The sequence below is a fragment of the Dictyoglomus sp. GBS genome, assembly GCF_055179815.1.
On record NZ_CM143687.1, the window covers coordinates 50,248 to 70,023 of the forward strand.

Consider the following 19,776-nt stretch of genomic DNA (forward strand, 5'->3'; position numbering starts at 1 on the left):
CCTACCTTTTTATTATTTTTATCTCAAAATTACTTTTTCTCTTTTTACTCGATTCACTTCATAAAACTCTTGTGCAATATTTACACAATGATCACTAATCCTTTCTAAATCTATCAATAAATCGCTAAATATTATTCCTGCTATAGGATTACAAATACCCTTTTTAATTCTCTCAATATGGTTTTCTTTTGATTGCCTTACTTTATAGTCAATTCTTTCCTCCCTTAATAAAACCTCATCCAAATAAGATACAGTACTATCCTTTATCATACTGTAAGAATCTCTTATATTTTCATATAACAATTCTCTTAACTCTGATAAATCTTTCCATGCAAATTCTGTAAATTCTACTCTCTCTGAATTTTTCACCTCCACCTTTTCCATTACATTGGTAAGATGATCTGCAATTCTTTCCACATCGTCTACTGCCCTTAAAATTGCATTAAGCTCTTTAGCTTCCCCTTCAGATAAAGAGTCTGTAGAAAGCTGAGTCAGATAGTTTATAAGAGAAGCTTTTAAACCATCCGTGATATCCTCCATAATAAGCACATCCTTATAGTTTTGTGTGGAATTTTTAAAGAGTGCATCCATTGTAAGATTATACATGTCTTCAACTATTTCTGCCATTCTCACGAGTTCGTTTTTAGCTGCTTCTAATGCAGCAGATGGTGTATCTAAAAGTTGTGGCTTAAGAAAAGAAGCTTCTTTTTTATATACTCTCTCTTCTCCTGGTAGGATTTTCCTTATTATTCCTGCATATTGTTTAGTAAAGAAGATCCATATAAAAGCCCAAATCCCATTAAATATGGTATGAGCATTAGCTACTTGTCGTGCTACATCTGAAGAAGTCACAGATACCACTTTTTCAAAGAAATTCAAAAATGGAAAAATTAATAAAACTCCTATTACATTAAAAAAAAGATGAGCAAGGGCAGTTCTTTTTGCAGAAATATTAGTCCCTACAGATGCTAAAAGAGCAGTAACACATGTACCAATATTGGCGCCTAAAATTATAGGTACTGCTGAGGAAAAATCCATAGCTCCTTTTGCTGCAAGAGCTACTACTATACTTGTTGTAACACTACTGCTTTGTATTATTGCTGTTATTCCCGCACCAGTTAAGATACCAAATATAGGATATCTTCCCATGGCTATTATTGCATTGTGAAAAGGACTCCATGATCTTAATGCATGAAGAGATGACTCCATAAGAGAAAGTCCCATAAAAATCATACCAAAACCTAAAATAGCCTCTCCTATATTTCTTACATACTTTCTACGTCCTAAAAATAAAGTCAAGAATCCAATAAAGAGAAAATAAGGAGCTGCTGTAGTAAGTTTAAAGGCTACTAATTGAGCAGTAATAGTAGTACCAATGTTAGCCCCAAAAATTATCCCCAAAGCTCCCTCTAAGGTTAAAAGTCCAGCATTAACAAATGTAACAGTTAAAACAGTAACCGCACTACTACTTTGCACAATAGCGGTAACTAAAGCTCCGATAAAAAGTCCTCTAAAGGGTGAAGAATTAAGTCTTTCAAAAATACTTCTGAGGCGGGGTCCAACAGCTTTTTCAAGGCCTGAGCTCATTTGGAGGATTCCATAAAGGAAGAGGCTAAAACCACCTAAAAGAAGCCCTACTTCTCTGTAAGACAAAGGAAATCCTTCCATAGACATCTTTCTCCTTTATGTAAAAATTATATGACCATTCGTATTATACCATTAATAAATCACCTACCTTGATTTTTAATATATTTTTAATCATCTTTAAAGAAACTTTTACAATTTGTATCCTTCCCAGATAACTCTTAAGCTTATTGGCCTCTTCTTATAATATGGAGATTTTTTAAGTAATAAATATCTTATCGTTGGCCTAAAAAGTTTTATAAAAAACAATCTAAATCCTAGACTTTTCTTTACATCTTCCACATAATCATCTATGGTTCTCCTCTGATAATGTAAAAGTTCCTCACTTTCTTTAGTATCCATCCAATCAGTAGCAAAAGGAACATTAGAAAATGCTTCCTCTGGAAGCATTCCTACTCCTATTCCTTCCAATACTTTTTCTACTATCTCCCTATAATAATATTGGCATCTTGGGCCTCCTCCAATAAGTAACACTTTTCTCCATACATTTTCACTTCTAACACCTTTAGCAATTGCATACCCCACATCTTTTGTATGCACATACTCCATTCTGTTATTAAGAGGTACATCAAACATACCCACATCAAGCTTTAAATTAATAGGAAGAGAAGCTGCAAGTCTATATATACACCACTCTAAATTAGATTTTTTAATCATATTCTCACATTCAACCTTATGCCTTGAATAATGCTCAGGTGGATTTACAGGATCATCGGCTTTTCTTGGAGGATTAAGATGTTGAGTGAAACCATACACGTGTACAGAAGAGGTAAAGATTAACTTCTTGGGATAAGGTAATTCCTCCATTGCAGTGATTATATTTTTGGTACCTAAGACATTAATCTGATAAGCAATATCAGGTACCTTCTCAGATTCCATTCCTGTTGCAGAAAGTTTCGGAATAATAAAAGCAAGATGTACTACCACATCCTGTCCTTCTATACCCCTTTTTACCTCATCTTTATTTCTTATATCTCCCCAATATACCTCAATACTATCTCCATATTTCTTTTTCAAATTTTTAAAGATCCTCTCATTTCTCCTATTTTTTAAATCAAAACACCTTACCTTATCTCCCTGTTTGATCATCTCCTCAATAGCACTTAAACCTATGTTCCCAAAGGCACCAGTTATAAAAACCTTCATAACTTTGATTCCTCCTTTCTTATACTTGAAATTATCAAATTCACACCTTCTCTACTTATCCTTCCCCAATCGGAATCCCTATCAAAAATCTGCTGTAATATAATACCTATTGAATAAGAAATTATAAGTGATGAGAATACTTCTGAATCTATATCTTTAAAGCTTCCTTCCCTTTTCCCCCTCTCTATTAAAAGAGAAAAATACTCTTTATATTTTCTAAAATAGTCTCCAAGCTTATTAAGAATCCTTTCATCGTTAATTCCTTTTCTAAGAAATTCCAAAAAGAGATAAAATTTTTCCTTAGATTCTTTAAATATATCCTCAAAAATAATCGTGGTCCTTAATAACCCATTTATAACTTTGTCCTGCTCTTTAAAATAACTCTCAATTCTTTGTGAAAGATCTGAAAGCCATCTATCAAGAATCTCTAAAAAAAACTCCTCCTTAGTAGAGAAATAATGGAAAAAAGCCCCTTTACTAACTCCTGCCCTTTCACATATAAGAGAAACACTTGTAGCATCATAACCTCTCTGAGAAAACAATTCTTCTCCAGCCATAATGATCCTTTCTCTTGTATCCATTTTTTAATATCCTCCTTCATACCAACCAGTCGGTATTATATTATAACATAAAACACAAAATAGTTTAATACAAATTTAACTTATCTTTCTTGTTTTTCATACTTAATATCGTTATAATGATTAGTATGAAAAATATGATAAATAAAGGAGGTAAAACAGATTGAAAAGAAAAATATTCGGAATAGCTACTCTTAGTGAAAGAGGACAGATTGTAATTCCTCAAGAAGCTCGTGAAGAATTTAATCTAAAGCCTGGTGATAAATTAATCATAATGAGCTTTGGACCAAAAGCAGGACTAATGATAATAAAAGCAGAAGAATTATTGGAAATTTTCTCAGAAATTAGTAAGGATCTTTCAGAAATTGAAAAGTTTATCTCCATATTAAAGGAGGGAAAAAAAGATGAAGGTGATTGAAGTAAAAGACTTAGCAAAAACTTACTATTCTCCCTTTGGAAATATAGAAGCAGTTAAGGGTATATCTTTTGAAGTAGAAGAAGGAGAAATCTTTGGATTCTTAGGACCAAACGGGGCAGGAAAAAGCACTACAATAATGATGCTTACAACTCTACTAAAGCCTACACGTGGTACTGCTAAAATATTGGGATATGATATAGTTCATCAACCAAACCAAGTTAGACAACTAATAGGATATGTATCCCAGGATCTCACAGTAGATGACACCCTTACAGGATGGGAAAACATGTATCTTCAGGGTAGGTTCTATCATCTACCTAAAGAGGTAATAAAAGAGAGAGCTGAAGAGTTATTAAAACTACTTAAAATTTATGATAGGGCCAAGGACAAAGCAGAAACATATTCTGGAGGAATGAGAAAAAAATTAGATATAGCTATGGGACTAATTCATAGACCCAAGATCCTTTTTTTAGACGAACCCACATTAGGTCTTGATGTTCAGACACGACAAGATATATGGGAATATGTACAAAAAATAAGAAAGGAAAACAAAATGACCATATTTCTTACTACCCATTACATGGAAGAGGCTGACTCTTTATGCGATAGAATAGCTATTATTGATAAGGGAGAAATAAAGGCATTAGATACTCCTAAAAATCTAAAAAACTCTATTGGAGGAGATCTCATATTTTTAACCATTGAAGATAATTCAACAGAAAAATTAGAAAGATTTATAAAAAGGATAAAAAGTTTAGACCCTGTCAAAAATGTCAGTTCAAAAGACAGCAAATGCAATATAGTCGCTTCTAATGCAGAGAGCTTAATTCCAGTTATTTTCTCAATTGCTTTTGAGATAGATATTAACATAACATCAATAACCATGAAAAAACCATCCTTAGATGATGTATATTTAGCATATACTGGAAGAGAATTTAGAGATGAAGATGGTTCAAGAGAAGACTCTATGAGAATGAGAAGATTATTAAGGAGGACAAGATAATATGAAGAAATTAATCTACGATACTTATTCTGTAATGTGGAGAGAACTTAAACATTGGCTTGATCAAAAAGTAAGAATCTTAGTAACCATATTCCAACCATTAATTTGGCTTGCCTTAATGGGAAATGTTATGTCTAAATTAACTGATAATCCATTTAGTAGACAAGCTTTTGGAGGTGCAAACTATCTATCCTTTATGACTCCAGGCATTATAGTTATGACCTCTCTTTTTGGGGGAATATTTGGAGGTATTTCCGTGGTATGGGATAGAAGATGGGGATATCTTCATAAAATGTTAGCATCTCCCATATCAAGGACTGCTATACCACTTGGTAAAATGCTTGCTACCGCCATACAAGGAACCTTTCAATCATTAATAATAATTATCATAGCAACTTTATTTGGAGTAGAATTCTCAACAGGAATTCCAGGAATAATAACCATAATACTTCTTGCTGCATGTTTTAACTTCACAATGGCAGGACTATCTATAGCTATTGCTTCAAGAATTAAAACCATGGAAGTTTTAACTGCAGTTATCAATTTCCTCACTATGCCTCTTATGTTCTCCAGTAGTGCCATGTTTCCAATACAAGTTATGCCAGACTGGCTTGCTACTATAGCCAGATTTAATCCTATAACCTATGTAGTAAACCCATTAAGAACTCTTGTAATTTCAGGATGGGAGATGGGAGATTTAATAAAAGGGTTCTTATATATAACATTTTTAGCATTATCAATGTTATTTATTGCAAGACATGAATTTAATAGAAGTATAGCTTAAATTTAAAAAAGAGGGGAAAGTAAGTTTCCCCTCTTTAAAATCTATTCTATATATTATAAATCTCAATCATTTTCTTAAGTTCCTCTTTTATAGAATCTCTTAAGGATTTAGGTTCTAAAACTTCAGCATGTACCCCATAACCTATAACCCACCTTTTTATCTCTTCTTCATTAGCTGTAACCTCATATATGATACTTCCATCATTAAGTTCTTCAATTTTTTGTGACTCATGCCATATTCTTTCCCTAATCCATCTTGCTTGATAAGAGTCAAATTTTATTTTTATAGTAGTTGCGTTTCCTTTATATATTCTAAAAGCAGATTTAATATACTCATAAAAATTAAAATCCTTAGGCATCTCAAACTTCTCTTTTAAAATTTTTACACTTTCAATTCTATCTAAAGCAAAATCCCTAATCTCATTTCTTAAATGGCAAAATCCACAAAAATACCATATCCCCTCATAATTGTATATATGATAAGGATCTACTTTTCTTTCTTTTACCTCATCAGAAGAAATAGTATGATATTTTATTAATATTCTATTTTTCTGTGTAATTGCTCTAAAAATCTTCTCAAAAGTATCTTTAATATCAACTTTTGGCTTAATAAAGTTAAAAGGTATAGAAAGAGCCATTCGCAATCTTTCTGAAGATATAACTACCTTATCAGTTAATATGGCTTCTAATTTCTTTTGTAGGCTTTCAAAATCTTTTTCAAGAGGAGTATTTTTAAACTGGTTAATTAAATTGGCTGTAATAATAAGCGTAAAAATTTCACCTTCAGTTAATTTGGGAAAGAAAAATTCAGGTTTCTTTTCAAAATAATATCCATCCTTTTTTCTACTATAAAGAATCTTAAAACCTAAATCTTCTCTTAAAGTACGAATATCTCTCTTTATTGTTCTATCACTTACAGACAATTCTAAGTCTTCTTTTAACCTTCTTTTTATATCTTTCAAGCTTATATTATCACGTTCAGATAAGTATTTTAGAATAAGACTTATTCTTGCAAAAACTTTTCGAGAACTTATTTTTAAAGTCCTTTTCATTAAATTTATCTCTCCTATATATTACCTATTCAAATAATACAAAGAATAATTTAATATGGTTGCAAAAGATAACCACAATAAATATGGAATAAAAAGCAACCCTGCCCAACGATCTATCTTATAGAATTCTATAGTTGTGATTATAGCAAAAACAAGCAATAATAAGATTACAAAAAGGGCTAACAATCTTTTTTCATAAACGAAGAAGATTGGTGACCAGATAAAATTCAAAAACAATTGAATACTGAAAAATATTAATGCTAATCTAACATTTTGTCCAACTTTTAAAACTCTATATAAAGAAACTCCCATCAAGAAATATAAAATTGTCCAAATAGGGCCAAAAAGCCAAGGTGGAGGAGCAAAACTTGGTTTAACCAATTTATCAAATATTTCTTTTGCATTTCTGGAAAAAAATCCAGATATACCACCAACTATTAAAGGTATGGCTATACTCACAACTAATTTAGGAATATCCATAATATTACCCCCCAAAAATATATTATTTTACGAATTTAAAATATGCCTCCTTAAAAAATCTAATGCATTTATAGTAGTATATAATCTAATTCTATTTCTATCACCAGAAAGTTTCAACTCTTTATAATCCTCTGCTCCATTCATGTAGAGTCCCAAATAAACAAGCCCTACAGGTTTATTAGAAGTTCCACCCTCTGGCCCAGCAATCCCAGTAGCAGAAAGACCTATATCTGCTCCTGAGATCAAAGCCACATTTCTTGCCATCTCTAATGCACACTCTTTACTAACAGCCCCATATTTTCTCAAAGTCTCTTCCGAAACATTTAGTCTCTTAATCTTTGCTTCATTACTATAAGCAATAATTGCTTCCTTAAACACTTTTGAAACTCCAGGCACATTAACAATTCTTGATGATATCATTCCTCCTGTACATGATTCAGCAATAGCAATAGTTCTTCCCTTCTCCATCAATAATTTAACGACTACCTCTTCAAGAGTAATATCTCCTTCTCCGTAAATAAAGTCTCCTAATCTTCTTCTTATCTTTCTCTCCACTTCTTCTATTAATTTCTCTGCCTCTTCTTTACTTTTTGCCTTAGCTGTTATTCTTAAAATAGCCTCTCCTTCTTTTGCATAAGGAGCTATTGTTGGATTGGTTTGATTTTCTATTAAATCCTTTACCCTCTCTTCCATAAAACTTTCCCCTAAACCACAGATTCTTAATACTTTTGACTGAATAGTCTCGGAAGAAAGAGTAAGAAGATATGGTACCACGTATGTTTCAAACATAGGTATCATCTCTCTTGGTGGACCAGGAAGAAGAATTAATATTTTTCCATTAGTCTCCAAAATCAATCCAGGAGCTGTTCCCCAATCATTTGGTATCACTTTGCTCCCTTCAATTATATATGCCTGTTTTATATTTCCTTCTGTAAGAGGTAAACCTCTTTTTTCAAAAAACTCTTTTATTCTATTTAAAGATTCTTCATGTAGGATTAGTTTTTTACCAAAAAATTCAGCAGAAACTTCTTTAGTAAGATCATCCTTAGTAGGTCCAAGCCCTCCTGTGGCAATTACCATGTCACTTCTTGAAAAAGCAATTTCAAGAGCATTTTTTAATCTTTGAGGATTATCACCTACAGTAGTATTGAAATATACCGTTATACCAAGTTCAGCAAGTCGTCTGTTTAAGTATTGTGTATTGGTATTTAAAATATCTCCAAGAAGAAGCTCTGTCCCTACTGATAATACTTCACAAATCATATCTATTTTTCTTTCCTTTTAAAAGTTACTTTTACATGATATTATTATAATAGTTTACAATAATTTTTAATTATGGTTAATAAGGAGAATATGTTGAACTATCTTAATTTACTACTGAAGATTAAAGACGCAACAAAAAGGTCTGAAAATCTTGAAGACTGTATAAATAGAATAAATAATGAACTTAGACCTTATAAGCTAAATATTTCTTACCATTTAAGCTCCAAATATCTAAATTCAGAAAATGAATGCTCAAAATTGCTACAAACCGCTGAAAAACCTTTAACATTAATAATCAAGGGAGAAGAGAAGCTTACAAATTTAGACCTTAGCCTATTTGAGATTATCCTCCTTGAAATAAAGGAATTTTTAAAAGACTTAGAAGTTAAAAGTAAAAGTGAAAATATAAGAAAAATTTTAGAAAAGATATTAGAAGAAATAGAAAAAGTGGTAAGCTACACATCTGCAAATATTGGAATACTTTATGAAGATAAAATTAAATTTTTAGCTTTTAGAGGATATGAAAAATACAATATAGCAGATTTTATCAAGACCTTAGAACTGACAGAAAAAGAGTTTTACACAATAAAAACAGTTATATCCACTAAAAGTCCCCTACTTATAGAAAATACTGATGAATATCCGAATTGGGTATACATACCAGAAACATCATGGATTAAATCTCATCTGATAATTCCTATCATATATAACAATAATCTTATAGGTATTATAGGTCTTGATAGCGACAAACCCTATTCGTTTACTCAAAATGATATAGAAAAACTATCCTTCATGATACCTATTATCGGTCTTGCAATAGAAAATGCCAAGTTATACGAAATATTAGAAAAAGAATTAGAAGAGAAAACCATAGAAGAAAGAAGAGCAAGATCCTCATTATATCAAGTAATAAAAGTATCTTCCGAGCTTGTAGAACTAAAAGACCCATATACCTCTGGACATCAAAAAAGGGTTGCTAAAATATCTTCAGTTATAGGGAAACTATTGGGTTTCACTCAAGAAAGGATAAGGTTTTTAAATATTTGTGCTTTATTACATGATATAGGAAAACTTTCTATTCCCTCTGAGATTTTAAACAAACCAGGTCCACTAACTCCATTGGAGAAGAGACTCGTAAATACACATACAGAAACAGGCTATAATATCCTGAAAAGAATAAATATTTTACAAGAAGTGGCTCCTGTAGTATATCAACATCATGAAAGAATAAATGGATCAGGATATCCTTTAGGCCTTAAAAATGATGAGATTCTTATAGAAGCAAGAATAATAGGAGTAGCAGATGTGTTAGAAGCTATGACATCTCATAGACCTTATCGTCCTGCCCTACCCTTAGAAATTGCTATAGACGAAATTAAAAATAATAAAGGTATTTTATATGATCCTAATGTGGTTGATGCTTTACTATATGCCATAGACAAAGGGAGGATAAGACTATGAATTTAAAAGAGATGATCAAGGAAATACTTCCAGAGGTAATCGAGCTTAGAAGAAGCTTTCACATGTATCCTGAGTTAGGGTTTCAAGAATATAAAACTTCTGAGAAAATAGTAAACTATCTTGAAAAAAATGGAATTGAGGTAAGGAAAAATGTAGCTAAAACAGGAGTTTTAGGCATATTAAGAGGGAAGGAAAATGGGAAGACTATCTTGTTCAGAGCTGATATTGATGCTTTACCTTTGGAGGAGTTGAATAATGTACCATATAAATCAAAGCACAAAGGAGTTATGCATGCATGTGGACATGATGGTCATACAGCCATATTATTAGGCACTGTCAAAATTCTTAGTAAACTTAGAGATCAATTAAAAGGAAATGTTAAATTTGCCTTCCAACCCGCTGAAGAGCTTCCTCCAGGTGGAGCGGAACTTATGATTAAAGAAGGAATCCTTGAAAATCCATATGTAGAGAAAGTTTATGCCCTTCACCTATGGAATCTTTTACCGAAAGGTAAAATAGCAATAAGAAAAGGGGTATTCTGTGCTCAAGCGGATGCCTTTACTATAAAGATAAAGGGAAAGGGAGGACATGGATCTGCACCTCATCACACTATTGATCCCGTTATCGTAACAGTAAATATGGTTCAAGCCCTTCAAGCCATCCCCTCAAGAGAGATAGATCCTTTAACTCCTTTTGTACTAAGTGTTTGTAAAATTCAAAGCGGTAATACCTTTAATGTAATTCCAGAGGAAGCAGAAATTCAAGGTACAGTAAGAAGCTTTGATAGAAAAATAGCAGAAAAAGTAAGAGATAGAATTAAAACCATATCTCAAAAAATAGGAGAAGCCTTTGGCTGTAAGGTAGATCTGGAATATCAATTTGGATATCCTCCAGGAAAAAATGATGATCATGAGGCAGAATTTGTTAAAAATATAGCAAAAGAAGTTATAGGTGAAGATAATATAGAGGAAATGACTCCCTCCATGGGAGGAGAAGACTTTTCATACTTTTTAGAAGAAAGGCCTGGAGCCATGTTTTTCCTTGGTTCAAGAAATGAAGAAAAAGGCTTTATTCAACCCCATCACTCAGCCTATTTTGATTTTGATGAAGAAGCCATGGCAATTGGTATAGAAATGTTTGTTAGAATAGCATTACAAAATCTGATATAATTTTTGTGAAAATAAAAAATGTTAAGAGGGAGGAAGTAATAAATGTTTAACTTAGATAAAACTATATTTAGAATGTATGATATAAGGGGAGAAGTACCAAAAAATTTAAATAGAGAAGTAGCCAAAACAATTGGAAAAGCTTACGCAGAATTTATTAAAAAAAGAATAAATAAAGAAGATCTAAAGGTTTCAGTAGGAAGAGATGCAAGATTATCTTCAAAAGAACTTTCAGAAGGACTAATTGAAGGTTTAAGATCTTCAGGGATAAGCGTTATAGATATAGGGCTCTGCCCAACCCCACTTCTTTATTTTTCACTTTTCAAGCTCCCTGTAGATGGCGGTATTATGATTACAGGAAGCCATAATCCACCTCAGTTTAATGGCATGAAAATCTGTGTAGGGAAGGAAACTATTTATGGTCCTCAAATTCAAGAGTTATATGAGATAGCAATTAATCTTAAAGATCAAATACCAAATAAAGAGGGCACTTATGAAACCTTTGACATCATATCTTTATACAAAGAATTTCTCATTAATGAATTTGGAAATTCCGCCATAACAAAACTCCCTAAAGGAAGCATAAAATTAGTTGTAGATTCTGGAAATGGATGTGGAGGATTAGTGGCTCCTGATGTACTTAGAAAACTTGGAATTGAAGTAATTGATTTATTCTCAGAACCTGATGGAAACTTCCCAAATCATCACCCTGATCCTACGGTAATTGAAACTTTAAAGACATTACGAGAAACCATATTAAAAGAAAAGGCTGATTTTGGTATAGCTTATGACGGAGATGCTGATAGGTTGGGAATCGTAGACGAAAAGGCAGAAGTTGTATATGGAGATAGATTAGCCTATATCTTTGCCAAAGGAATATTAAAGGAAAGACCAGGAGGAAAAATCATAGGAGAAGTCAAATGCTCCAAATATCTTTTTGACCTAATAGAAAAATTAGGAGGACTTCCAGTACTATCCCCTGTAGGCCATTCCCTTATTAAGAAAAAGCTAAGAGAAGAAGATGCACTTTTTGCAGGAGAAATGAGTGGACATATATTCTTTAATGACAGATTTTTCGGGTATGATGATGCCATCTACGCAACTTTTAGACTCGTAGAACTATATGCAATAGAAAAGCTTAATAATCCAAATTTTGTTTTCTCTGATTTTCTTAAAGAATTTCCCGAAGTATATGCATCACCAGAGATCAGAGTCCATTGCAGTGAAGAGAAAAAATTTGAGATCATTAAGACCTTCTTTGATAGATTAAAAGAAAAGTATCCTGAAATAGAAAAAGATATACAGAAGGTCATAACAATAGATGGTGTAAGAATTGAATTTTCTGATGGATGGGCATTAGCAAGAGCAAGTAATACAGAACCAGTAATTGTATTAAGATTTGAAGCAAATTCCCCTGAAAAATTAGAATTTTACCATAAGGTTTTTGAAAGTATAATCAAAGAAGCTTGCTAAGGAGAAGGGCTAAGCCCCTTCTCCTCTTCTACAAAGAAATAACTTTTCTTACATAACTTAGAACATTTTCGATTATCTCTTCTTCTGGTGAATCCTCATCCATAATAATTTCAAATATTTTATCCTCTATCTCTTTAAAATCCTTACCAAGAGCATTCGCAATATCCCTGGCACTTAAATTCCAACTATCCCCAAGAAGCATTTTAGCAATATTTAAATCTTTTTCAGAAAATAGTCTATCTAAAGGGAAACGAGATATAGAAAGTACATAAAGGGTAACAATAGTATTATTAAATACAGGATTTTCCAAAGAAGAATAGCTAAATACCTCACCTGTTTTTAGATCTAAAGCTACAATACCGTTCAGAGTAGGAGGATCATAATGTTCAATAGCCCGTCTCACTATATCCTCTATATTCATTCTCCTAACTATATTCCTAATAGATTTTTCTAATTTCTCTAAATCAATCTCTTTTCTATCCAACCTTTTCACCTAAAGGATCTTTTTTTAAATTCTGTATAGAAGATAAATAATATAAGAGTCAATAAAAAAGATAAAAGTTCATTTGAGAAATAAGAACTAAAAGGCCTTTAAAGATCAAATAAATAAATGAAAAATTAAAGGAAAAAACCTTTAAAAACCTATAAATAACAAAGATAAATAAAAAGAAGAAAATTAGTTCTAAAAATATTAAGAAGATAATTAAAATCTTTCTTTTTACTGCTTCTAATCTTAACCTTTTAAGTATATCAAGAGATACTCTCTCCCATTCCTCTCTTATTCCTGCCTCATAAACTTTTTCACTGATAATTTTTTCTACTTGTAAAAACTTATCAAATTCCTTTTTACACTCTTCACAAGATTGAAGATGTAAAAAGAAATCCCCATCCACATCAGGGTATAAAAACATTTTCTCTCTAAATTCTTCACAATTCATTTTTCTCTTCTTGTAAATAATTATATATCTTTTTTTTAGCCCTATAAATATGACTTTTTATGGTATTAAGAGGAATACTCAGTTTTTTACTTATCTCCTCATATGAATAGCCTTTATAATAATAAAAAATTAAAATTTCCTTCTCAATTTCATTCAGAGGTCTCCATATATCCTCCCTCTCTATTATACACTCCGGATCTTCTACACTCCCTTCTAATAATTCTTCCTCATAAACCCATCTTCTCTCTTTTTTTAAATAATCAATAGCAAGATTTTTGGCTATCTTAAAAAGATAATTCTTTGCTTTTTCTTCTTCTAAGGATACCTTCATGGCTTTCAGAAAAGTTTCCTGAAGGATATCTTTTGCTATCTCCTCATCCTTCAAAAATCTTCTCAGAAATCTGTAAATTTCTTCACCATAAATCTTAAAATATTTCTCAATATAATCCATTTAATAAAATTATATAACAGATATATAAATTTTCCAAAAATTGCATAAGCTCTCTTTATGTTATAAAATAAATGCTAAATTGCATGAAAGGAGACATATTTCTTGGATGACTATTACTTTTTCTCAATTGTAATACCCGCCCACAATGAAGTAGGATATGTGGAGTACACCATCGAACATCTCAAAGAAATAGATTATCCTCAAGAAAAATTAGAAGTAATCATAGTAGAAAACGGATCTACAGACAGTACCCTTGATGTAATCAGAAAATTTTCTCCTTCATGGTTTAAAATTATATCCATAGAGGAATCAGGTGTTTCTAAAGCCAAAAATATAGGCATTGAAAATCTCTCTGAAAACAGTAATTGGGCGATATTCTTAGATGCGGATACCTATTTTGAAAAAGATTTCTTAAAGGATCTTAACAAATATCTACATGAACATGCTAATGAAAATTTAGGATGTGGTATGGTATCACTCCTACCTTATCCAGATTCAAAAAAAGCAAGATGTTGGTACCATTTTTATAATTTTGCCAATAAGACCACAAAAACAACAAGATCTATACAGATAATAAGAAGGGATCTTTTAAAGGATCTCAGATATGATGAAAGCTTAACCTTTGATGAAGATACCATGATGATAAGACAATGTAGGAAAAGGGCAAAATATTTCTTCTTTAAGACTAATAAGGTCTACTCATCCACAAGAAGATTTGAGAAAAATGGATGGATAAAACAATTATTCCAATGGATGTACTATGCATCCCTGCCCTATAATAAAAAGAAAAAGATCAAATACAAAGTACTTCGTTAAAAAAGCCTATATAATAACTCCATTACTGTTCCTGATATTATAGGCACACTAAAATTATCATCAATAGGGTTTGGAACAGCTTCAACAATGGAAGCTATTATTGCTCCTATAAACACTAAATAAAAGGGTAATATATTAAAATACCAAAGAAAGAAAGCACAAGTTATACTAGCACATAGAAAACCGAGAGAACCCTCCAATGTCTTTTTACTACTCTTAAATATCTTTCTTTCACCAAAATTGATTCCAATCCATTTTGCCATCATATCTCCAAGGGATGTGAATCCAAGAGAAGCAAAAGAAATATTTATATCAAAAAGGACAAAACTCAAAAATATTCCAAGAAGAAAGTTTGTTATAGAAGAAACTCTACCCTTCTCTTTCTCCTTAAAAATTCTGAAGTTTTTAAAAAATTCTAACTGGAAAAAGTTCTCTACTTTCCATAATAAAATCCTTAAGAGATCAATTGTAAAGAAAAGAGCAAGAATTATGCCTATCAATATAATTACAAATATTCTGGAAAATATAATAGTAAGAGGTATAAAGAATAAAGCAAAGGGACGTGACATTATCCTCCAAAATGTATGTTTTTCAGTGTAAAATTTAAATCCATCCCTTATTAAGTTTTTAACTGCCTCCATAACAATAATAAAAACTAAAGAAAACATAAACCAAAAGTCTGCATTCAAGCCAATATTAAGCCCTACAAAAGTAACTATAATAGGAAACATGGTCATAGTAAATACATCACCCTTACCCTTTATGGCCATATTAAGCAATAAAGCATAAAGAATAATATATGATAAAAGATAAAAGACCTGCAATACTGAAAAGCTTTGGCAAATTACCTTAAAAAATATAAAAAAGAAAAGGCTTAAAGAAGTAGCAAACCCTCTTCCCCCTCTAAAATCCAAATAAAAGGGAAATTTATGCCCCAAAACAGCAGAAAAACCTGCCAAATATGTATAGGGAAGAGAATATTTAAATAGATAATTAACTATAAACATAGGTATAAATCCTTTAAGAACATCATATAAAGCAGTAATAAAGGCTAAGAATCCTCCAACTGTCCTTTTTACATTCAATGTGCCAGGATTACCATCTCCTACTTTCCTAATATCAATCTTTTTAATCCACAGAGGTAAAAAATAACCTGGTAAAAAGGAACCAAAAAGATATCCTATTAAGGACGATATAAGAACCCTAACTAAAGTGGTCATATTTACGCCCCCAAAAATTTTATTTCTTATTACTACCCTTTCTAATTCATTTTATGCTATACTTCCCATTATGAAAAGAATAAATCTTCCAAAAAAATTATTTTTTGATGGAGCTATGGGCACAGAGCTACAGAGAAGAGGTCTTCCTCTAGGATCTCCTCCTGAAATATTAAACCTTCAAAATCCATCCTTAGTTGAAGAAGTACATAGAGATTACATAAAGGCAGGAGCCATGGTTATAGAAACCAATACTTTTGGTGGTAATAGAATAAGGTTAAGAAGAGCAGGACTTGAGGACAAGATCGAGGAAATAAATAGAAAAGGGGTAGAAATAGCCAAAAAAGCATCAGAAGGAAAAGTATTCATTGCAGGATCAATAGGTCCCTTAGGTGAACTTTTGGCACCCTTTGGAGATATAAATGAAGAAGAAGCCGAAGAGGTATTTTCCGAACAGATAAAAATATTAGTAGATACTGGTGTTGATTTCATACTTATAGAGACCATGATTTCTCTACAAGAAGCCTTGATAGCCCTAAAATCTGCGAAAAAATACAACACCTTGGTTGGAGTAACTATGAGTTTTGAATGGATTGGAAATCAAGGAAAAACTCCTTTTGGGGATGAAGTAGAAACATCTATTAAAAAATTACAAGAAGAAGGAGCAGACTTTGTGGGAGCAAATTGTGGAAAAGGTATAGAAGATATGGTTAAGATCGCTAAAATTATACGAGAAACTACAGACCTTCCAGTACTTATTCAACCTAATGCAGGAATTCCTAAATGGGAAAATGGAAAACTTATATATCCCGCTACTCCCAATGATTTTAAAAAATTTGTAGAAGAGATGCTTAACTTAGGTATAGATTTTATAGGGGGTTGTTGTGGTACTACCCCTACACATATAGGTGTATTCAAAGAGTTCTATCCTATATTATAACAATCTTTAATAGCCTATAATTTCATATACCCTTGGAAGTATTTAATTCTTGATATTTGTACAAAATTTAGATAAAATCAAAAACAAAAAGGATTTGTTAAAAAATGCACGAGTGGGCTTTAGCAGAAGGTGTTGTAAACACAGCTTTAGAAATAGCTCAGAATAAAAATCTGAGAGAGGTAAAAACTTTATTGTTAAAAGTAGGAGAAATTCAACAAATAGATTTAGAAATTTTTGATTTTGCATTAAAAGAACTTTCTAAAGACACAATTTTAGAGAATGCAGAAATAAAATATGAGAATTTTACAGCTTATCTATTATGCAATTTTTGTGGACATAAATGGGCTTTTTACGAAAGTTTCAACCAACTTAATGAAGAAGAAAAAGAAGCAATTCACTTTGTGCCAGAAACCATCCATGTATATATTAAATGTCCAAAATGTGGAAGCCCTGATTTTGAAATAACAGAAGGAAGAGGAGTATTTATAGAGGATGTATTATGAAACTCATTGATCCCAGATTATCGGTAATTGAAAAAAGGTTAGAAAACGTAAAAAGAATTATACCTGTAGCAAGTGGAAAGGGAGGAGTTGGAAAAAGCATTATATCTGCACTTTTGGCCCTTTTGTTAAAGGAAAAAAATTATAAAATAGGACTTTTAGATCTTGATTTATATGGTCCTTCGTTACATATTCTTTTGAACAATCAACATTCCTTTCCCAAAGAGGAATATGGCCTAAAACCGGTAAATATTAACAATATTGATTTCATGTCCATCATTTACTTTACCCAAAACAAACCCCTTATCATGAGAGGGAAAGAATTAACAGACACACTGATTGAGCTATTCACAATTACAAGATGGAATTCTCTTGACTTCCTTATTATAGATATGCCTCCTGGAATGGGAGAGATACTCTTAGATCTTATAAGATTAATCAATAGATTGGAATTTCTTATAGTAACAAACTCTACGAAAATTGCCATGGAAACAGTAGAAAAGCTTATAATATTTTTAAAAGATCAAAATATACCCATAATTGGGCTCATTGAGAACATGAAAATAGGAGATCAGGATTTTGTAAAAGAAAAATGTAATAGTTTAGGTATAAACTATTTAGGAAAAATTTCCTTCTACCATAAGTTAGAAGATTATTACGGAGATAATAAAGAAATAATAAATTCTCCTATCTCAGAAGAAATCTCTCAAATAGTTAATTTCTTTGTATAAAAATCTTGTATAAGAGAGAGGGTGGACTATGGAGAACATCAAGATTAAAGTAAATGGAAGTGAGGTAGAAGTTTCTCCTGGTAAAACAGTACTCCAAGTCTTAAGTGAACTTGGTATACACGTACCTGTGCTTTGCCATTATGAACCCCTTATGCCTCAAGGTTCATGTAGGCTGTGTGTAGTAGAAGATAGAGGTGTTTTAAAAACTGCTTGTACAACTCCTGTAGAGCCCAACATGGACATAAAAACCGATACACCTAACGTAATCAATTCAAGAAAACTGGTCTTACAGCTCCTATTTACCGAAAGGAACCATTATTGTATGTATTGTGAAGTCACTGGTGAATGTGAACTTCAAGATCTGGGATACGAATTTGGATTAGATCACTTTGAGTTTCCTACTTACGAGAGAAAATTCCCCGTAGACAATTCCCATCCCTTCATAATTATGGATCATAATCGCTGTGTACTATGTAGAAGATGTGTAAGAGCATGTTCTGAAATAGCAGGACACTTTGTACTTGGTGAAATGGAAAGAGGAATTGATACCATGATTATCGCAGATATGGACATACCCCTTGGTAAGTCCTCTTGCGTATCTTGTGGACTTTGCGCCCAAGTATGCCCAACAGGAGCTATCATAGATAAAAGATCTGCCTACTTAGGGAGAGAAGTACAATCGGATGTTATCTATACAAACTGTGACTTATGTCCTGTAGGATGTGGTATAGAGGTTTATAAAAAGAAAGGAGCAAATTTCATAGTAAAAATATATGGAGATTGGAACTCTGATGTATCTCAAGGAGTTCTTTGCAAAGTTGGAAGATATTTATCCCTTTATGATGAAAAGAAAAGACTAACAGGAATAAGAGTAAAAGATGATTTTGGATACAGAAAAATTAGTGAAGATCAACTTATAAAATTAGTAAAAGATAAGATAGATAAAGGAATCGCTTATGTAGATGGTACTTTATTTAATGAAGAACTGGAGCTTATTAAAGAATTATTCAAAGATAAAGTATATGCCCTCAATCCTGAGGAAATTCCCATATCATCTAATATAACCTTAAACGATTTGGATAATAGAAACTTCTACGTTGTTATTGGTACAGATCTCAATAGAGAATATGGTACCGTAGGATCCATAGTGAAAAGAAATGTTATAGGAAATAAAGCAAAACTTATGGTAATAGATAAGGAATTTAATAGTCTTGCTAAACTTGCTGATTATGTGTTTAACATAAAAGATATGTCCATGGCTTTGGAAATAATTAAGAAACAAGATGACGTAGTAGTTATATATAAGGATATAAATAGCGATGAAATAAAGCTCCTATCCTCATTAACAAATGCCAAATTCCTCTATCTACCAAAAGAGACTAATTCCTTAGGGCTTCAAAAATTAGGAATAAAACATAACAACATTACTGCTGAATATGTATTTGTATTCGGAAAGAATTTAGAAGGCTTAAAGAATCTAAACATAAAGGATTCAACAGTCTTTGTATTTACACCATATGAAAATGATGAAATTCACAAAGCAACTGTATTAGTCGGAATCTCTAACGGTTTTGAAAGAGAAGGAACTTTCTATAATTTAGAAGGAAAGAAGTTAAAGAGAGAAAAAGTACTAAGACCAACATATGACACTGTAGATTTAAAGACTTTCCTTTCACAAATCTTAGGAAGAGCAGAAAAAGTTTCTTAAAAAGAGGT

General features: G+C 31.8%; 21 protein-coding genes. 11 read left to right on the top strand and 10 right to left on the bottom strand.

The window, feature by feature from the left end; genetic code table 11:
• Positions 1-18: 18 nt before the first annotated feature.
• From ACY3IT_RS00245 to ACY3IT_RS00255, 3 genes are all read right to left on the bottom strand, one after another.
• Complete coding sequence (locus ACY3IT_RS00245; protein ID WP_463082788.1) at positions 19-1,668, bottom strand: Na/Pi cotransporter family protein; 1,650 nt, start codon at positions 1,666-1,668, stop codon at positions 19-21.
• A 108-nt stretch (positions 1,669-1,776) separates the two neighbouring features.
• Positions 1,777-2,790: an NAD-dependent epimerase/dehydratase family protein gene (locus ACY3IT_RS00250; protein WP_463082789.1), complete on the bottom strand. Its 1,014-nt coding sequence runs from the start codon at positions 2,788-2,790 to the stop codon at positions 1,777-1,779.
• Entirely contained in the window at positions 2,787-3,371 is a 585-nt protein-coding gene (locus ACY3IT_RS00255; protein ID WP_463082790.1) for a TetR/AcrR family transcriptional regulator, read from the bottom strand. The genes ACY3IT_RS00250 and ACY3IT_RS00255 overlap by 4 nt, the downstream gene beginning before the upstream one ends.
• Before the next feature lie 160 nt (positions 3,372-3,531).
• Between ACY3IT_RS00255 and ACY3IT_RS00260 the strand changes: the two genes are divergently transcribed.
• From ACY3IT_RS00260 to ACY3IT_RS00270, 3 genes are read left to right on the top strand one after another with little or no spacing between them, the layout of a single operon-like run.
• The gene (locus tag ACY3IT_RS00260; protein ID WP_463082791.1) at positions 3,532-3,786 is read left to right on the top strand and encodes an AbrB/MazE/SpoVT family DNA-binding domain-containing protein; all 255 of its coding nucleotides are present in this window, start codon (positions 3,532-3,534) and stop codon (positions 3,784-3,786) included.
• The gene (locus ACY3IT_RS00265) at positions 3,773-4,789 is read left to right on the top strand and encodes an ATP-binding cassette domain-containing protein (RefSeq protein ID WP_463082792.1); all 1,017 of its coding nucleotides are present in this window, start codon (positions 3,773-3,775) and stop codon (positions 4,787-4,789) included. Before ACY3IT_RS00260 ends, ACY3IT_RS00265 begins: the two co-directional genes overlap by 14 nt.
• 1 nt (position 4,790) lies before the next feature.
• A complete protein-coding gene (locus ACY3IT_RS00270; protein WP_463082793.1) occupies positions 4,791-5,573 on the top strand; it encodes an ABC transporter permease in 783 nt (260 codons plus the stop codon).
• Between the two features lie 46 nt (positions 5,574-5,619).
• On the opposite strand, the gene ACY3IT_RS00275 is transcribed toward ACY3IT_RS00270, so the two are convergent.
• Genes ACY3IT_RS00275 through ACY3IT_RS00285 form a run of 3 tightly spaced genes read right to left on the bottom strand, consistent with a single transcriptional unit; the run spans position 5,620 to position 8,367 of the window.
• Positions 5,620-6,624, bottom strand: coding sequence for a helix-turn-helix transcriptional regulator (locus tag ACY3IT_RS00275; RefSeq protein WP_463082794.1), 1,005 nt, complete (start codon positions 6,622-6,624; stop codon positions 5,620-5,622).
• A 21-nt stretch (positions 6,625-6,645) separates the two neighbouring features.
• Positions 6,646-7,104 (bottom strand): TspO/MBR family protein, encoded by a 459-nt coding sequence (locus ACY3IT_RS00280; protein ID WP_463082795.1) that lies wholly within the window; start codon positions 7,102-7,104, stop codon positions 6,646-6,648.
• 27 nt (positions 7,105-7,131) lie between these two features.
• Positions 7,132-8,367: a competence/damage-inducible protein A gene (locus ACY3IT_RS00285; protein ID WP_463082796.1), complete on the bottom strand. Its 1,236-nt coding sequence runs from the start codon at positions 8,365-8,367 to the stop codon at positions 7,132-7,134.
• A gap of 72 nt (positions 8,368-8,439) precedes the next feature.
• Here ACY3IT_RS00285 and ACY3IT_RS00290 point away from each other — a divergent pair, with 72 nt between their 5' ends.
• Genes ACY3IT_RS00290 through ACY3IT_RS00300 form a run of 3 tightly spaced genes read left to right on the top strand, consistent with a single transcriptional unit; the run spans position 8,440 to position 12,467 of the window.
• Complete coding sequence (locus ACY3IT_RS00290; RefSeq protein ID WP_463082797.1) at positions 8,440-9,828, top strand: HD domain-containing phosphohydrolase; 1,389 nt, start codon at positions 8,440-8,442, stop codon at positions 9,826-9,828.
• Entirely contained in the window at positions 9,825-10,997 is a 1,173-nt protein-coding gene (locus ACY3IT_RS00295) for a M20 metallopeptidase family protein (protein ID WP_463082798.1), read from the top strand. The genes ACY3IT_RS00290 and ACY3IT_RS00295 overlap by 4 nt, the downstream gene beginning before the upstream one ends.
• Positions 10,998-11,039: 42 nt before the next feature.
• Positions 11,040-12,467, top strand: coding sequence for a phosphomannomutase/phosphoglucomutase (locus ACY3IT_RS00300; RefSeq protein ID WP_463082799.1), 1,428 nt, complete (start codon positions 11,040-11,042; stop codon positions 12,465-12,467).
• Positions 12,468-12,495: 28 nt separating this feature from the next.
• On the opposite strand, the gene ACY3IT_RS00305 is transcribed toward ACY3IT_RS00300, so the two are convergent.
• From ACY3IT_RS00305 to ACY3IT_RS00315, 3 genes are read right to left on the bottom strand one after another with little or no spacing between them, the layout of a single operon-like run.
• On the bottom strand, positions 12,496-12,960 hold the full coding sequence (locus ACY3IT_RS00305; protein ID WP_463082800.1) for a hypothetical protein: 465 nt from the start codon (positions 12,958-12,960) through the stop codon (positions 12,496-12,498).
• 49 nt (positions 12,961-13,009) lie between these two features.
• On the bottom strand, positions 13,010-13,405 hold the full coding sequence (locus ACY3IT_RS00310; RefSeq protein WP_463082801.1) for a hypothetical protein: 396 nt from the start codon (positions 13,403-13,405) through the stop codon (positions 13,010-13,012).
• On the bottom strand, positions 13,395-13,856 hold the full coding sequence (locus ACY3IT_RS00315; protein WP_463082802.1) for an RNA polymerase sigma factor: 462 nt from the start codon (positions 13,854-13,856) through the stop codon (positions 13,395-13,397). Before ACY3IT_RS00315 ends, ACY3IT_RS00310 begins: the two co-directional genes overlap by 11 nt.
• 102 nt (positions 13,857-13,958) lie before the next feature.
• Here ACY3IT_RS00315 and ACY3IT_RS00320 point away from each other — a divergent pair, with 102 nt between their 5' ends.
• Complete coding sequence (locus ACY3IT_RS00320; protein ID WP_463082803.1) at positions 13,959-14,672, top strand: glycosyltransferase family 2 protein; 714 nt, start codon at positions 13,959-13,961, stop codon at positions 14,670-14,672.
• Here ACY3IT_RS00320 and ACY3IT_RS00325 read toward each other — a convergent pair.
• Complete coding sequence (locus ACY3IT_RS00325; RefSeq protein WP_463082804.1) at positions 14,669-15,892, bottom strand: glycerol-3-phosphate acyltransferase; 1,224 nt, start codon at positions 15,890-15,892, stop codon at positions 14,669-14,671. The two genes, ACY3IT_RS00320 and ACY3IT_RS00325, sit on opposite strands and share 4 nt — an antisense overlap.
• Before the next feature lie 70 nt (positions 15,893-15,962).
• Here ACY3IT_RS00325 and ACY3IT_RS00330 point away from each other — a divergent pair, with 70 nt between their 5' ends.
• The 4 genes from ACY3IT_RS00330 to ACY3IT_RS00345 all read left to right on the top strand — a co-directional run bounded on the left by ACY3IT_RS00330 (position 15,963) and on the right by ACY3IT_RS00345 (position 19,768).
• Positions 15,963-16,829, top strand: a complete 867-nt coding sequence (locus ACY3IT_RS00330; protein WP_463082805.1) for a homocysteine S-methyltransferase family protein — start codon at positions 15,963-15,965, stop codon at positions 16,827-16,829.
• Between the two features lie 104 nt (positions 16,830-16,933).
• Positions 16,934-17,332, top strand: a complete 399-nt coding sequence (gene hypA / locus ACY3IT_RS00335) for a hydrogenase nickel incorporation protein HypA (RefSeq protein WP_463082806.1) — start codon at positions 16,934-16,936, stop codon at positions 17,330-17,332.
• A complete protein-coding gene (locus ACY3IT_RS00340) occupies positions 17,329-18,060 on the top strand; it encodes a P-loop NTPase (RefSeq protein ID WP_463082807.1) in 732 nt (243 codons plus the stop codon). The genes hypA and ACY3IT_RS00340 overlap by 4 nt, the downstream gene beginning before the upstream one ends.
• Before the next feature lie 28 nt (positions 18,061-18,088).
• Positions 18,089-19,768, top strand: coding sequence for a 2Fe-2S iron-sulfur cluster-binding protein (locus tag ACY3IT_RS00345; RefSeq protein WP_463082808.1), 1,680 nt, complete (start codon positions 18,089-18,091; stop codon positions 19,766-19,768).
• Positions 19,769-19,776 lie beyond the last annotated feature (8 nt).

Bases quoted from the DNA above. Each gene is read 5' to 3' on its own strand.
- ACY3IT_RS00300 (WP_463082799.1), top strand. From the start codon at position 11,040: ATGTTTAACTTAGATAAAACTATATTTAGAATGTATGATATAAGGGGA.
- ACY3IT_RS00290 (WP_463082797.1), top strand. From the start codon at position 8,440: ATGGTTAATAAGGAGAATATGTTGAACTATCTTAATTTACTACTGAAG.
- ACY3IT_RS00245 (WP_463082788.1), bottom strand. From the start codon at position 1,668: ATGGAAGGATTTCCTTTGTCTTACAGAGAAGTAGGGCTTCTTTTAGGT.
- ACY3IT_RS00340 (WP_463082807.1), top strand. From the start codon at position 17,329: ATGAAACTCATTGATCCCAGATTATCGGTAATTGAAAAAAGGTTAGAA.
- ACY3IT_RS00275 (WP_463082794.1), bottom strand. From the start codon at position 6,624: ATGAAAAGGACTTTAAAAATAAGTTCTCGAAAAGTTTTTGCAAGAATA.
- ACY3IT_RS00270 (WP_463082793.1), top strand. From the start codon at position 4,791: ATGAAGAAATTAATCTACGATACTTATTCTGTAATGTGGAGAGAACTT.
- ACY3IT_RS00280 (WP_463082795.1), bottom strand. From the start codon at position 7,104: ATGGATATTCCTAAATTAGTTGTGAGTATAGCCATACCTTTAATAGTT.
- ACY3IT_RS00310 (WP_463082801.1), bottom strand. From the start codon at position 13,405: ATGAATTGTGAAGAATTTAGAGAGAAAATGTTTTTATACCCTGATGTG.
- ACY3IT_RS00285 (WP_463082796.1), bottom strand. From the start codon at position 8,367: ATGATTTGTGAAGTATTATCAGTAGGGACAGAGCTTCTTCTTGGAGAT.
- ACY3IT_RS00250 (WP_463082789.1), bottom strand. From the start codon at position 2,790: ATGAAGGTTTTTATAACTGGTGCCTTTGGGAACATAGGTTTAAGTGCT.
- hypA (WP_463082806.1), top strand. From the start codon at position 16,934: ATGCACGAGTGGGCTTTAGCAGAAGGTGTTGTAAACACAGCTTTAGAA.
- ACY3IT_RS00295 (WP_463082798.1), top strand. From the start codon at position 9,825: ATGAATTTAAAAGAGATGATCAAGGAAATACTTCCAGAGGTAATCGAG.
- ACY3IT_RS00325 (WP_463082804.1), bottom strand. From the start codon at position 15,892: ATGACCACTTTAGTTAGGGTTCTTATATCGTCCTTAATAGGATATCTT.
- ACY3IT_RS00265 (WP_463082792.1), top strand. From the start codon at position 3,773: ATGAAGGTGATTGAAGTAAAAGACTTAGCAAAAACTTACTATTCTCCC.
- ACY3IT_RS00255 (WP_463082790.1), bottom strand. From the start codon at position 3,371: ATGGATACAAGAGAAAGGATCATTATGGCTGGAGAAGAATTGTTTTCT.
- ACY3IT_RS00315 (WP_463082802.1), bottom strand. From the start codon at position 13,856: ATGGATTATATTGAGAAATATTTTAAGATTTATGGTGAAGAAATTTAC.
- ACY3IT_RS00345 (WP_463082808.1), top strand. From the start codon at position 18,089: ATGGAGAACATCAAGATTAAAGTAAATGGAAGTGAGGTAGAAGTTTCT.
- ACY3IT_RS00330 (WP_463082805.1), top strand. From the start codon at position 15,963: ATGAAAAGAATAAATCTTCCAAAAAAATTATTTTTTGATGGAGCTATG.